General features: G+C 61.2%; 14 protein-coding genes. 4 read left to right on the top strand and 10 right to left on the bottom strand.

Translation table 11 applies throughout. The annotated features are described in order from the left end of the window. Window positions 1-88 precede the first annotated feature (88 nt). From ACR3EK_RS18585 to ACR3EK_RS18570, 4 genes are all read right to left on the bottom strand, one after another. Window positions 89-1,756, bottom strand: coding sequence for a sulfatase-like hydrolase/transferase (locus ACR3EK_RS18585; protein WP_480634214.1), 1,668 nt, complete (start codon window positions 1,754-1,756; stop codon window positions 89-91). Further along, window positions 1,757-2,002: a (Na+)-NQR maturation NqrM gene (gene nqrM / locus ACR3EK_RS18580; protein WP_093963352.1), complete on the bottom strand. Its 246-nt coding sequence runs from the start codon at window positions 2,000-2,002 to the stop codon at window positions 1,757-1,759. A gap of 15 nt (window positions 2,003-2,017) precedes the next feature. Then, the gene (locus ACR3EK_RS18575; RefSeq protein WP_480634213.1) at window positions 2,018-3,043 is read right to left on the bottom strand and encodes an FAD:protein FMN transferase; all 1,026 of its coding nucleotides are present in this window, start codon (window positions 3,041-3,043) and stop codon (window positions 2,018-2,020) included. 66 nt (window positions 3,044-3,109) lie between these two features. Continuing rightward, window positions 3,110-3,295 (bottom strand): hypothetical protein, encoded by a 186-nt coding sequence (locus ACR3EK_RS18570; RefSeq protein WP_170365854.1) that lies wholly within the window; start codon window positions 3,293-3,295, stop codon window positions 3,110-3,112. Between the two features lie 125 nt (window positions 3,296-3,420). On the opposite strand from ACR3EK_RS18570, the gene ACR3EK_RS18565 reads away from it, so the two are divergent. From ACR3EK_RS18565 to tviB, 4 genes are all read left to right on the top strand, one after another. Then, window positions 3,421-3,945 (top strand): CBS domain-containing protein, encoded by a 525-nt coding sequence (locus ACR3EK_RS18565; protein WP_093963355.1) that lies wholly within the window; start codon window positions 3,421-3,423, stop codon window positions 3,943-3,945. A 136-nt stretch (window positions 3,946-4,081) separates the two neighbouring features. Further along, window positions 4,082-4,465, top strand: a complete 384-nt coding sequence (locus ACR3EK_RS18560) for a hypothetical protein (protein WP_480634212.1) — start codon at window positions 4,082-4,084, stop codon at window positions 4,463-4,465. 113 nt (window positions 4,466-4,578) lie between these two features. Continuing rightward, complete coding sequence (locus ACR3EK_RS18555) at window positions 4,579-5,592, top strand: GDP-mannose 4,6-dehydratase (protein WP_480634211.1); 1,014 nt, start codon at window positions 4,579-4,581, stop codon at window positions 5,590-5,592. A 22-nt stretch (window positions 5,593-5,614) separates the two neighbouring features. Next, window positions 5,615-6,898 carry a Vi polysaccharide biosynthesis UDP-N-acetylglucosamine C-6 dehydrogenase TviB gene (gene tviB, locus ACR3EK_RS18550; RefSeq protein ID WP_480634210.1) on the top strand — a complete coding sequence of 428 codons (1,284 nt, stop codon included), beginning with the start codon at window positions 5,615-5,617 and terminating at the stop codon, window positions 6,896-6,898. Window positions 6,899-7,363: 465 nt separating this feature from the next. Here the strand turns inward: tviB and nqrF are convergent, their stop codons facing one another. The 6 genes from nqrF to ACR3EK_RS18520 are packed head-to-tail and all read right to left on the bottom strand — an operon-like array spanning window position 7,364 to window position 13,223. Next, window positions 7,364-8,584, bottom strand: coding sequence for an NADH:ubiquinone reductase (Na(+)-transporting) subunit F (nqrF, locus tag ACR3EK_RS18545; protein ID WP_170341458.1), 1,221 nt, complete (start codon window positions 8,582-8,584; stop codon window positions 7,364-7,366). A 12-nt stretch (window positions 8,585-8,596) separates the two neighbouring features. Next, window positions 8,597-9,205 (bottom strand): NADH:ubiquinone reductase (Na(+)-transporting) subunit E, encoded by a 609-nt coding sequence (gene nqrE, locus ACR3EK_RS18540; RefSeq protein WP_050603817.1) that lies wholly within the window; start codon window positions 9,203-9,205, stop codon window positions 8,597-8,599. Then, entirely contained in the window at window positions 9,205-9,858 is a 654-nt protein-coding gene (locus tag ACR3EK_RS18535) for an NADH:ubiquinone reductase (Na(+)-transporting) subunit D (protein ID WP_170341437.1), read from the bottom strand. Before ACR3EK_RS18535 ends, nqrE begins: the two co-directional genes overlap by 1 nt. Then, a complete protein-coding gene (locus tag ACR3EK_RS18530) occupies window positions 9,858-10,673 on the bottom strand; it encodes a Na(+)-translocating NADH-quinone reductase subunit C (protein WP_480634209.1) in 816 nt (271 codons plus the stop codon). Before ACR3EK_RS18530 ends, ACR3EK_RS18535 begins: the two co-directional genes overlap by 1 nt. After that, window positions 10,666-11,874, bottom strand: coding sequence for an NADH:ubiquinone reductase (Na(+)-transporting) subunit B (locus ACR3EK_RS18525; protein WP_170365861.1), 1,209 nt, complete (start codon window positions 11,872-11,874; stop codon window positions 10,666-10,668). Before ACR3EK_RS18525 ends, ACR3EK_RS18530 begins: the two co-directional genes overlap by 8 nt. Before the next feature lie 5 nt (window positions 11,875-11,879). Further along, window positions 11,880-13,223, bottom strand: a complete 1,344-nt coding sequence (locus tag ACR3EK_RS18520; protein WP_480634208.1) for a Na(+)-translocating NADH-quinone reductase subunit A — start codon at window positions 13,221-13,223, stop codon at window positions 11,880-11,882. Between the last annotated feature and the right edge of the window lie 170 nt (window positions 13,224-13,393).

Here is a 13,393-nt window from a genome sequence, read left to right as displayed (position 1 = left end):
GGTCTCCGGTAACTGCTCTTGTCCGTTCTTCTATCCCCTGCCCGCCGCATCGTGAACCGCCTTTTGCGGCGATGCGCCCCTCTCCGGGTTATTTCCTGATCTGCTGCCAGGGCCGCGCCTTGCGGCCGCGATACTTGACCGTCAGCTCGGGCGGGGCGTCGCTTTCTTCATAGGCGCCCAGGATCACGCCCTTGCCGCGACTTTTGGTGCGCATCTCGACCAGCTCGGCCGTCGAGCGCGTGGTGCGCTGCGACGGACGCCGGGCCCAGGCGAACAGGTGGTCATACATCTGCGCGATCACATCCGCATGTGCCGCGCTGTCGCCCAGATCGGTCAGCTCGTCGGGGTCTTTTTCCAGATCGAACAGGATCGGGCGGAACCCGCCTTCGCAATGAATCAGCTTCCATTTTTTCGTGGCCACCATGAACATCGCCGCATCGCGCACCGACACGCCCAGCGTTTCCGCGATGGGCGAGGCCGAATAGTCGTATTCGCAGATCACGAATTTGCGCGGGGTCTCGGTCGCCTGCCCGTGCAGGATGGGCAGCAGCGAGTGGCCTTCCAGGATATGATCAGGCACCGCACCGCCCGCGACCTCGACGAAAGTGGGGGCCAGGTCGATCGACTCGACCAGCGCGTCGCAGGTGGTGCCGCGCGTGGCATCGGCCTGTTCGGACGGGTCATAGATGATCAGCGGCACCTTGGTCGAAGCGTCGTGGAAAAACGTCTTTTCGCCCATCCAGTGATCGCCCAGAAAATCGCCATGGTCCGAGGTCAGCACGATCATCGTATCGTCCATGCGGCCGGTCTGCTCCATCCAGTCCAGCAGCCGCCCGATCTGGTCGTCGGCCTGCTTGATCAGGCCCATATAGGCGGGGATCACCGCCTCGCGCACATCCTGCCGCCAGAAGGTCTGACCGATCTTGGTGTGCATGAAGGCGCTCAGCACGGGTTGTGCATCGGCCCGTTCGGCCTCGGACCGGTTGGGGGGCAGGACATGCTCGGGCCCGTACATCGAGGCATAGGGCTCGGGGACGATATAGGGCCAATGCGGTTTGATGTAGCTCAGGTGGCAGCACCACGGGCCGTCATGGGTTTCCATGAATTCGATGCCGCGCGTGGTCAGATAGGGGGTCTCGCTGTCCTCTTCGGCGATGTTCGCGGCCTGCGGCGCGTTTTTCAGGAACCAGCCGGACAGCACGTTGCCGTTCGCGTCCAGACCGGAATTGGCGAAATCGTGCCAGGGGTTGTCGCTGTCATACCCCTTATCAGCCAGCCAAGCGTTATAGGCGCGGGCCCCGTCGGGGTCATAGAACCCGTCGGGGCCTTCGGGGCGCATCCCGTCGTCGCGCTCGAACACGTCAAAACCGCATTCGGCCACGCGCGCGCCGATCAGGCTGTCGGGTTCAAGGCCCAGCCGCGCCATGCCCTCGGCGTCGGCGCGCATATGGGTCTTGCCGACCAGCCAGCAGTCCATCCCCGCCTTGCGCAGATGGTCGCCCATGGTCAGTTCACCCACCTTCAGCGGGATGCCGTTCCACGAGGCGCCATGCGACTGTACATAGCGCCCGGTATAGGTGGACATGCGCGAGCTGCCGCAGATCGGCGACTGGATATAGGCCCGCGTGAACCGCACGCCGCGCGTGGCCAGCCGGTCGATATTGGGCGTGTGCAGATGTGGATGGCCGTAACAGCTCAGGTAATCCCAGCGCAGCTGGTCGAACATGATGAACAGGATGTTGCGGGCCTTGGCCATTCAGTGCTGCGCGCCCTGGCTTTCCATCTGTTCCACCATCCGGCGGGCGCGCTTGCATTGCAGCTTGTCACGCAGGGGGCTGTTGGGGTCCACGTCCTTTTGGCACACCACGCATTTGTCGGCGCCCGAGATCGCGTTCAGCCCGCCGCAACTGCCCTTGATGGTCTTGCCCATCAGCATCACGCCCAGCGACATGCCGACCATGATGATCAGCAGCAGAACAAACGCGAGGATAAAGGTGCTCATCGGCCGGCCCGCCCTTCAGTTCGATCCCAGCGCATCCTTGAACGCGCTGCTTTGTACCGTGATATAGGCATCTTCGCCGCCTGTCACATCCCGCGAGATGAAAAACACCGCCAAACCCAGCTGATCGGCCAGTTTCAGCCCCCGCTCCTGCCCCAGTGCCAGCATCGCGGTGGCCCAGGCATCGGCCATCATCGCGTTTTCGGCCAGAACCGTGACCGAGGTCGTCCGATGCGTGATCGGGCGTCCGGTGATCGGGTCGATGATGTGCGAATACCGCACCCCGTCCTGTTCGAAGAAGTTCTTGTAGTCGCCCGAGGTCGCCATGCCGCGGTTGTCCAACGGCACGATGAACTGGATGGTCTGCGATCCGGTTTCGGGCTTTTCGATGCCGATGCGCCAGGCCTGGCCCTTGTCGTTCTGACCGCGGGCCACCAGATCGCCGCCGATCTCGACCATGTAGTTCTCGATGCCGGCGTCTCGCAACGTCTCGGCCACGGCGTCGATCCCGTATCCCTTGGCGATGGCCGACAGGTTGATCCCCACCCCCGGTTGCGTCTTGGCCAGCGTCCCGGCCTGTGCATCCAGCGTCAGCAGGCGCGCCTGCCCCACCTGTTCCAGCGCCGCTGCGATCTCGGCATCCGACGGCACCGGGTCTTCGGGCTTGCGCGGGCCGAAGCCCCACAGCTCGATCAACGGGCCGAGGGTCACGTCGAAAACGCCGCCGCTTTGCTCGTGCACCTGGTTGGCCGCCGCGATCACATAGGCGAATTCCTGTGACACCGGTATCGGGTCGGTGTTGGCCGAGGCGGAAAAGACCGAGACCTCGGAATTCGGGTCCCAGTTGGACATCTTGGCGTTCACCTGCGCCAGCGTTTCCTCGACGTCGGCGGACAGAGCAGCCTCGTCCAGATCCTCGTCGATTGCGGTGATGTGATAGGTCGTGCCCATGGTTTCGCCGGACAGACGGACAATCTCGGGCTCCTCGTCGAACAGACAGCCAGAAACAACAAGCGGCAGGGCCAGAGCAAGTAGTCGGCGCATGGGGCGATCTCCTGGAAAAGTGTTGCCCGGCATATGCCAGCGGCCCCACCCAGAGTCAAACCTGCGTCAGGACGCCAGCGGCAGGAAGCCCAGGATCAGCAGCCCGACCGCAGCGGGCACTCCAAACAGCCACGCACGTTTCTGCCAACCCGGGGGCTGTTCTTTCCACAGTTTGCGAAAATTATGCCCGCAGATCACGACCAGAAGGAAGATCACGGCGGCAACCGCAGGAGACAGATGGAGTTGGGTCACGGGGTCCGGTTTTTCCTTGCGACCCGGCGCGGTTGCACCGGTTTTTGAATTTGCACCCTATACAGGTTTCTCTGCTGCGATAAGGTGGTGAGGACAGCCTGTAGCGTTGAAGGAGGAGACCGCCCATGGCCCCAAGCTCTTACCAGCCCCCGACACGTGGCGACAAGGCCGGGTCAAGCACTTACAGCCAATCCGCCGAGTCGAATTTGTCACATACTCAGACCACTGTCGCCAAATTGCTGGAAGGAAAAGGTGATGCGGTGTTTTCGGTTCGGCCGAATGACACCATCCATTCGGTGGTCGAAATTCTAAAGGAGAAACGCATCGGGGCGGTTGTCGTCACCGATCAGAACGGCGCACTGCAGGGAATCCTGTCCGAGCGGGATATCGTTCGCCGCATGGCGGATACTCCGGGTCAGACGCTGCCACAGTCGGTCGAGGCGCTGATGACACGCGATGTGCGGACCTGCACGCCGGACGACCTGCTGATGGATGTGCTCAAGACGATGACCGAGGGGCGATTCCGCCACATGCCGGTTCTTCGCGACGGCAAGCTTTGCGGCATGATCACCATCGGCGATGTCGTGCATTTCCGCCTGAAAGAGCTGGAATACGAAGCCCTGCGCATGAAGCAGATGATCGTCGGCTAGATAGTCACACGTTGTAGTAACGGGCATAGGCCCCATAAGGCTGCCCACCTGTCTTGGTCTGCTTTCGGACAGACCCCAGGTCCGAGATGACCAGCACGGTGACCTGCAAGTTCACGCTGGAAAACTCGCGCAGCGCTTGTGCCAACTGGGCGCCGAACAGCGCGACTATGTCTATCTAGGGGGAGAGTTCCGCAAGGACGCTTGTGTTCCCCTGCCCTGCGGCCGGCACCTGAGCCTGGCCGGTGCTTTGTTCGGTGAAGGCGGTTACAGCACCAGAACGGCGGACGCATCGCAAATCTATGCACTTCGTGCCTCTCGCAAGCCTGAGGAATTCGGCGCCGTAACTGCCTGGCGCCTCGATGCGTGCAATCCCGCGGCACTGTCGATCGCGGCCCGTATGGAACTGCGCCCCAACGATATTGTCTTCATCCAAGAACAGCCGATCACGACCTGGGGTCGGGCGCTGGATCAATTCCTGCCCTCGCTGGTCAATGCGGGGCGGGGCGCGGCAAATGGTTGACGCGCCCCGCCCTGCATCGGATATGAGGCCCCACCGACCGATAATCCCCTTGACCTTGGCGGGTCGAAAGGGTCCCTGATGGTCGGGATTGTTGATTTGCGTTCGAGGGTTTCATGCAACGGGTATTGATTACGGGCACTGCGGGCTTCATCGGGTTCCACCTGGCCAAGCTGCTGTTGTCCGAAGGATTTCAGGTCCATGGCTATGACGGGATGACGGATTACTACGACGTCACTCTCAAACAGCGCCGCCATCAGATGCTGTTGCAGACGCCCGGCTTCTCGGCAACCGAGGATCTGTTGGAAAACCACGAACGCCTCATGCAGGTTGCAGACGAATTCCAGCCCGAGGTTATCGTTCATCTCGCCGCCCAGGCAGGTGTGCGTTACAGCCTTGAACACCCGCGCAGCTATATCGATTCAAACGTTGTGGGTACGTTCAATGTGATGGAGGTGGCCCGTCAGCATCAGGTCGGGCACCTGCTCATGGCATCTACCTCTTCGGTTTATGGGGCAAACGAAGACATGCCCTTCACCGAGGTTGAAAAGGCCGACACCCAATTGACGATCTATTCTGCCACCAAAAAGGCGAACGAAGCGATGGGCCATTCCTATGCCCATCTCTGGGATCTGCCCACGACCATGTTCCGGTTCTTCACCGTATACGGCACCTGGGGCCGTCCAGACCTGGCCCTGTACAAGTTTGTCGATGCAATTCTGGATGGGCGCCCGATCGACATCTACAATCACGGCGAAATGTATCGCGACTTTACCAATGTGAACGACCTGGTGCGCGGGATCCGGTTATTGATCGATGCGGTCCCCGTCCGTCCGGACAGCCCTGAGGATATCGAGGAGGGTGACAGCCTTTCGGCGGTCGCGCCCTATCGTGTGGTCAACATCGGAAATGGTGACAAGGTGCGTCTGATGGATTTCGTCGAAGCAATCGAGGAAGCCGTGGGCAAGAAGGCGATCCGGAATTACATGCCCATGCAGATGGGTGATGTTCCGGCGACATGGGCCAATACCGACCTGCTGCAACGCCTGACCGGGTATCGTCCGCAGACCGATTTCAAGGATGGAATCGCTCAGTTTGTCGAATGGTTCCGCGAATACCACGGCAAATGATCTAGTGACCCGGACCTGACGTATGCTTGAAACGAACCCCAATTCCCGTCGGATCGCCGTGATCGGTCTGGGCTATGTCGGCCTGCCGTTGGCCGCTGCCTTTGGCAAGATCGGACCGGTTCTGGGCTTTGACATCAATCCCACGCGCATCGACGCGCTGCGCCAGGGCAATGACGCCACGCATGAGGTCAGCGAAGACGAGCTGTCCGCCGCCGGGGGTCTTAGGTTTACCACTGACCCCGCTGATCTGGCGGACTGTGACACGTATATCGTGACGGTGCCCACACCGATCACAGCACAAAAACAGCCAGACCTTGCACCGTTGCTGCGCGCCTCAGAAACGGTTGGACGGGTGTTGAAGCCTGGTGATCTGGTCATCTATGAATCAACCGTCTACCCCGGCGCGACCGAGGAAGACTGCGTCCCGATCCTCGAGCGGGAGTCCGGCTTGCGTTTCAACGTGGATTTCTTTGCCGGGTACAGTCCTGAAAGGATCAATCCCGGCGACAAGGCGCATCGCATCGCCGATATCTGCAAGGTCACGTCGGGATCGACGCCTAAGGCCGCCGATCTGGTGGACGCGCTTTATGCGCGGATCATCACGGCGGGGACGCACAAGGCCGAAAGCATCCGCGTGGCCGAGGCTGCAAAGGTGATCGAGAACACACAGCGCGATCTGAATATCGCCCTGGTGAACGAACTTGCCATGATCTTCGGCCGCCTCGGCATCGACACTGATGCGGTGCTGCGGGCGGCGGGCACCAAATGGAATTTCCTGCCCTTCCGCCCTGGCCTTGTCGGTGGGCATTGCATCGGGGTCGACCCCTACTACCTGACCCACAAGGCCGAGGCCGTTGGCCATCATCCTCAGGTCATTCTGGCGGGGCGGCGCCTGAACGATGGAATGGGCGCATATGTCGTATCCCAGTTGGTCAAGCGGATGATCCGCGAGCGGATCGAGATGACGGACGCCCGGGTCCTTGTCATGGGGCTAACCTTCAAGGAAAACTGCCCTGATCTGCGAAATACCCGGGTCGTCGACATCGTTCACGAGTTGCAGAGCTACGGTGTGACCGTAGACGTTCACGATCCCCATGCCGATCCGCAAGCCGCACGTGACGAGTATGGGATCGACCTGCTGGAGCAGCCCAAACCCGGCACCTATGACGGTATCGTCCTTGCGGTTGCCCATGACGCATATCTTGCGATGGATCCGGCCGAAATCCGAGTGTTCGGAAAGGCCCGGAATGTCCTGTTCGACGTCAAATCCTGCCTGCCGCGCAGCGCCAGTGATCTGAGGCTCTGACCCGCGCCAGTACACTGAAATGAGAGACATTTTCTGACTGTGAGACCTCTGTCCGCAAGGTCCGAGGCCCTGTGGGTTGCCGCCGGCCTGTTCAGTCTTCTGACTGGCGTGCTGGTGCTTGGTCCGCTGTGCTCTGCGTCCTTGCTTTTGTGTCCACGCTGAATGGCGCAGCGACCACCGCGCTGATTGCGATGGGGAATGCAGCACGTTCTCGTCGGGTGGGCTCAGGGCCGGAGCCTATTTCCTGTTGCGATACGTGATCTGGCTGGGATTTTTGGATAGCCGCCAAGGGCGGCGTTTTCCCCGGCTGCGGGGTCTTGGGTATCGTCGTCGTGTCGAACGGACGTTGGCGTTGGTAGAACGCTGTATGCGGGACAACCGCGTTGACCCACTGACGGCAATACGCAGCGTTTTGGGTTTTGATGTTACAAAATGAAACCGGCGCAAGATTGCGCCGGTTTTGTCTTAGCCACCAAAGTCGTCCAGCATGATGTCTTCGCGATCAACACCCAGATCCAGCAGCATGTTGATGACCGACTGGTTCATGATTGGCGGACCGCACATGTAGAATTCGCAGTCTTCGGGCGCCGGGTGGTTCTTGAGGTATTCCTCGAACAGAACGTTGTGGATGAACCCTGTGTAGCCATCCCAATCGTCGCCCGGTTGCGGGTCGGACAAAGCAACGTGCCACTCGAAATTTTCGTTCTCGGCGGCCAGCTGGTCGAAATCTTCAACATAGAACATCTCGCGGCGCGACCGCGCGCCATACCAGAAGGTGATCTTGCGTTTGGTGTTCAGACGCTTGAGCTGGTCGAAGATGTGGCTGCGCATCGGGGCCATGCCTGCGCCACCACCGACGAACACCATCTCCTTGTCGGTGTCGCGCGCGAAGAACTCGCCGAACGGACCCGAGATCGTAACCTTGTCACCCGGCTTCAGGTTGAAGATGTAGGACGACATCTGCCCGGGCGGAATGCCTTCGGACCCCGGCGGGGGCGAGGCGATCCGCACGTTGAGCATGATGATGCCTTTTTCGTTGGGGTAGTTGGCCATCGAATAGGCGCGCTCGATCGGTTCGGTAACCGTGGATTTGTACTGCCACAGGTTGAACTTGTCCCAATCCTCACGGTATTCCTCGGCGACGTCGAAATCGCTGTAGTCGACCTTGTGAGCCGGGGCGGCGATCTGGATGTACCCGCCCGCGCGGAAATTCACATCCTCGCCTTCGGGAAGTTCCAGCACCAGTTCCTTGATGAAGGTCGCCACGTTGTCATTCGACCGGACGGTGCATTCCCATTTCTTGACGCCAAAGACCTCTTCGGGAACTTCGATCTTCATGTCCTGCTTGACGGCCACCTGGCACGACAGACGGTCACCGCAGGTGGCCTCGCGCTTGGTGATGTGGCTTTCTTCGGTTGGCAGGATCGACCCGCCGCCCTCCAGCACTCGCACCCGGCACTGCGCGCAGGTACCGCCGCCGCCGCAAGCCGACGGAACGAACAGCTTTTCGGCTGCCAGCGTCTGCAGCAGCTTGCCGCCGGCAGGAACCGAGATGGTTTTCTCACCGTTGATGGTGATGTTGACGTTGCCCGATGAAACCAGCCGAGACCGGGCCGCCATGATAAGCGCGACCAGGGCCAGAACGATCAGGGTGAAAAGGACAACGCCGAGCGAGAAAGTTTCCATGCCCCTGCCCCTTTACAGTTTGACGCCCGAGAAGGACATGAAGGCCATCGCCATCAGACCTGCGGTGATGAAGGTGATGCCGAGGCCCTGCAGTCCGTCCGGAATGTCGGAATATTTCAGTTTTTCGCGCACGCCCGCCATGGCGGTGATCGCCAGCGCCCAACCAAAGCCGGAGGACAGGCCATAGGTTGCGGCCTCGGCAAAGTTGTAGTCGCGCTCGACCATGAACAGCGAGCCGCCCAGGATGGCGCAGTTCACCGTGATCAGCGGCAGGAAGATACCCAGCGCGTTGTAAAGCGGCGGGAAATACTTGTCCAAAACCATCTCGAGGATCTGCACCATCGCCGCGATCACGCCGATATATGAAATCAGGCCGAGAAAGGTCAGGTCCACATCCGGGAACCCGGCCCACGCCAGCGCACCCGGCTTGAGCAGGTAGTTCAGCAACAGGTTGTTGGCCGGAACGGTGATGGCCTGCACGACCATGACCGAGATCCCGAGCCCCAGCGCCGTCGAGATTTTTTTCGACACGGCGATGAAGGTACACATGCCCAGGAAAAAGCTGAGCGCGAGGTTTTCGACGAAGATGGCCTTTACGGCCAGTGAGATGAGACCTTCCATCAGTGCGCCTCTACCTGCTGGATCTTGTATTCACGTTCCTCGACCTGGTTCGGCTTCCACGTGCGGAAGGCCCAGATGATCAGGCCGATGATGAAAAAGGCCGACGGCGGCAGCAGCAGCAAGCCGTTGGGCACGTACCAGCCGCCATTGTTCACGGTTTCCAGGATGGTCACCCCGAACAGAGAGCCCGAGCCGAACAGCTCGCGGACGACGCCGACCAGCATCAGGATCAGGCCATAACCCATGCCGTTGCCCAAGCCGTCGATGAAGGACGCCACGGGCGGGTTCTTCATGGCAAAGGCCTCGGCTCGACCCATCACGATGCAGTTGGTGATGATGAGGCCCACGAAGACCGACAGCGTCTTTGAGATCTCGAAGGCATAGGCCTTGAGGATCTGGTCGACCAGGATCACCAGCGAAGCGATGATGACCATCTGCACGATGATCCGGATCGAGCCGGGGATCTGGTTGCGCAGGCATGAGATGAAAAAGGACGAAAACGCCGTCACGAACATCACCGCCAGCGACATCACGAAGGCCACTTGCAGCGACGAAGTTACCGCCAGCGCCGAGCAGATGCCCAGCACCTGCAACGTGATCGGGTTGTTGTCGACAAGCGGGTCGACCAGCAGATCTTTCTTGGTCTGTGACATCAGATCTCTCCTGCTTGCAGCTTGGCCAGGAACGGAGCATAGCCCGCGTCCCCCATCCAGAATTTCACCAGGTTGTCGACGCCGACCGTCGTCAGGGTCGCGCCGGCCAGAGCATCGATATAGAAGTCAGGCCCTGCGGCGGGCATGGTTTTGGCGACGGTGATCTGCAGATTGCCGGACTCATCCCGCAGCTTCTTGCCGTTCCACAGGGCTTTCCAGCGCGGGTTGTCCACCTCGGCGCCCAGACCCGGCGTTTCACCATGCTGATAGAATTGCAGCCCGTAGATGTCGTTGCCGTTTTCTTCCAGTGCAATGAAGCCGTACAGAGTGGACCACAACCCATAGCCGTGGATCGGCAGGATCACCTTGTCCAGCGCGCCGTTTTCGTCGCGCAGCAGGTAAATCACGCGGTATTTCGCCTTGCGGCCGATGCCGGCAGGGTCGTCGGCAAGCGGCTCGCTCAACTCGGGGTCACTGGCGGCGGCAATGTCGTCGAACGTGGCCGGGTCGAACTGGTCGTCGACGAACTCACCCGTCGCCAGTTCCAGCACATGCGGTTCGAAAGCGGCAAAAGCCTCGGCCACGTCGATGCCCGGCTCATAAACGCCCGCGACCTGCAGAACGTTGATCTGCTTGTCCTTGAGCTTGTTGGCCTCTTGCACCGGGCGCAGGCTGACCGCCGCTGCCGACACGATCATCGACGCCACGAGGCACACGGCGACCGCGATGAAGATCGTCTTGCCAACCGAGTCCGGCGAGGCCGCCAGGAACCGGGCGATGGCGCCTTTGGGTTCAGGGGATTGCGTATCAGACATGGCGACGCGCCCTCCGTTTGATGTTTGCCTGAACGACGAAATGGTCGATCAGCGGCGCAAAGACGTTGCCGAACAGGATGGCCAGCATCATGCCTTCGGGGAAGGCCGGGTTCACCACCCGGATCATCACGACCATCACCCCGATCAGCGCGCCGTAGATATAGCGGCCCATATTGGTGTGGCTGGCCGAGACCGGCTCGGTCACCATGAAGGCCAGACCGAACGCATAACCGCCCAGCACGACGTGCCAGTACCATGGCATCGCGAACATCGGGTTCGTATCCGATCCGATCAGGTTCAGCAGCAGGGTAAAGCCGATGGTTCCCGCCAGACAGCCCACGATCAGGCGGTAGTTGGCAATCTTGGTCATCAGCAGGAAGGCGAGCCCGACCATGCATGCCAGGGTCGATGTCTCACCAAAGCTGCCTTGGATCGAGCCGAAGAAGGCGTTCCACCATGTGATGCCCTCGGCCGCCAGCGCCTGATAGCCGTCAGCGGCCGAAACGGCCAGCGCGGTCGCGCCGGAAAAGCCATCGACCGGGGTCCAGACCGCGTCACCCGACATGGATGCGGGATAGGCGAAATACAGAAAGGCCCGCCCCACCAGCGCGGGGTTGAGGAAGTTCTTGCCGGTGCCACCGAACACTTCTTTGCCGATGACCACACCAAAGATGATCCCCAGCGCCACCTGCCACAACGGCGCGGTGGCCGGCATGATCAACGTGTACAGCATCGAGGTGACAAGAAAGCCCTCGTTCACTTCATGCCCGCGCACGGTGGCGAAAATCACCTCGAAGGTGCCGCCCGCGACCAGCGTGACTATGTAGATCGGCAGGAAATACATCAGCCCGTGCATCACGTTGGCAAAGATGCTGGACGGGTCCAGAGAAATGCCCAAGGCCTGCAGGACTGCGATGCGCCAACCGGTTGCCGACTCCGGGCCCAGAGTCGCGATGGCCGAGTTGGCCTGGAACCCGGTATTGTACATGCCCCACAGGATGCAGGGGATGGTGGCGATCACGACATAGGTCATGATCCGCTTCATATCCACGTAGGATCGCGCGTGCGGCGCCACGGATGTTACGGTTTTCGGAGTGTAGATGAAACTTTCCACCATCTCGTAGATGGGGAAGAACTTCTCGTACTTGCCGCCCTTGGTGAAGTTCGGCTCGATCCGGTCAAAGAAGCTGCGCAAACCCATATGGATCAGCCCTCCTTTTCAATCTTGGTCAGGCAGTCGCGCAGCGCCAGCCCGTATTCATACTTGGCCGGACAGGCAAAGCCCACAAGGCCCAAATCTTCTTCGTCCAGCTCCAGCGCGCCCAGGGCCTGCGCCGTGTCGGTATCCATCACCAACAGCGCCCGCAGCAGTTGCGTCGGCAGGTAGTCCTGCGGCATGAGCTCTTCGAAGGTGCCGGTGGGCACCATGGCGCGGCGGCCACCGTTCAGGTTCGACGTGAAGGCGAACAGCTTTTTGGCAAAGGCCGAACCCAGAACCGGCTGCACCGCGTATTTCGACGGCATCGGACGGATCCAGCCCATCGGGATCTGGTCGTGATCCTCGCGGATGATGCAGATCTGGCGCGCGAAGCGTCCCAGATAAGCGAACGGCCCGGTGGCGTGACGCCCCGACAGGACCGAGCCGGAAATGACGCGGGCCTCGCCGTCGACATTTATCTCGTCGCGGGTCAGATCCTCGGTCGAGGCCCCCATGACGGTGCGGATCAGACGCGGCTGACGCGCGCCGGGGCCGGTCAGGGCCACCACCACGTTCGGGTCCAGATGGCCCGACTGCAGCAGCCGCCCGATGGCGATCACGTCCTGATAGCCGATGGTCCAGACGGTTTTCGCGGCGGTCACGGGTTCGAGGAAATGGATATGCGTCCCGGCCAGGCCCGCCGGATGGGGGCCGCTGAAGGCCGCAGCCTCGACGCCCGGCAGATCGGCGCCGGGGATCGTGTCGCCATCCTTCTGGCACAGATAGGTCTTGCCTTCGGTCAGCTTGGCCACGGCGGCCAGACCGGCGGCAAAGGCCTCGGCCGCGTCATTGATGATCAGCGCGGCATCGGCAGCCAGCGGCTCGCTGTCCATGGCGGTGACGAAAATCGCGGCGGGCGCGGTGCCCGGCTGCGGCATCTTGGAATAGGGCCGCGTGCGGAACGCGGTCCACAGGCCGGCGGCGCGCAGCTTGGCGGTGAGGCCCTGCGCGGTCTCGGCATCGCCCACGCCCGAGAAATCGACGCCGGGGTCGTTGGGGTCCGACACTTCGATGACGACGCTCTGCAACACGCGCCGCGCGCCGCGGTTGATGGCCACGACCTTGCCGGTCAGCGGAGCCACCATCATCGCCTCGGGCGCGTCCTTGTGGCAGAACAGCGGCGTGCCGCGCTGGACAGTGTCCCCTTCCTGCACCAGCATCCGTGGTTTGAGCCCGATATAGTCTCCACCCAGCACGCCAACCGAAGAATATGCTGGCCCTGGCTGAATGACCTGTTCAGGCGATCCCTCGATCGGAAGGTCCAGTCCCTTTTTCAGTTTGAAAGTTTGCATGTCGCTACGTTCTTCCAAGCCTTTTTCTTGCGCCCGTCATACAGGGCCCTTTGCTTTGGGCACTGAATAGCGCGGAGTTTCGTCAAGCCCGTCGTAAAAACGACGAGGACCGGCCGAAATCCGCGGGCGTCTCTCTGATTACGGCCCCTTTACGCGGCGAAGCGGCCAAA

The organism is Ruegeria sp. BC8 (assembly GCF_056535705.1).
The sequence above is the reverse complement of the archived record's forward strand: the minus strand, read 5'-3'. Positions and strand labels throughout refer to the sequence as shown.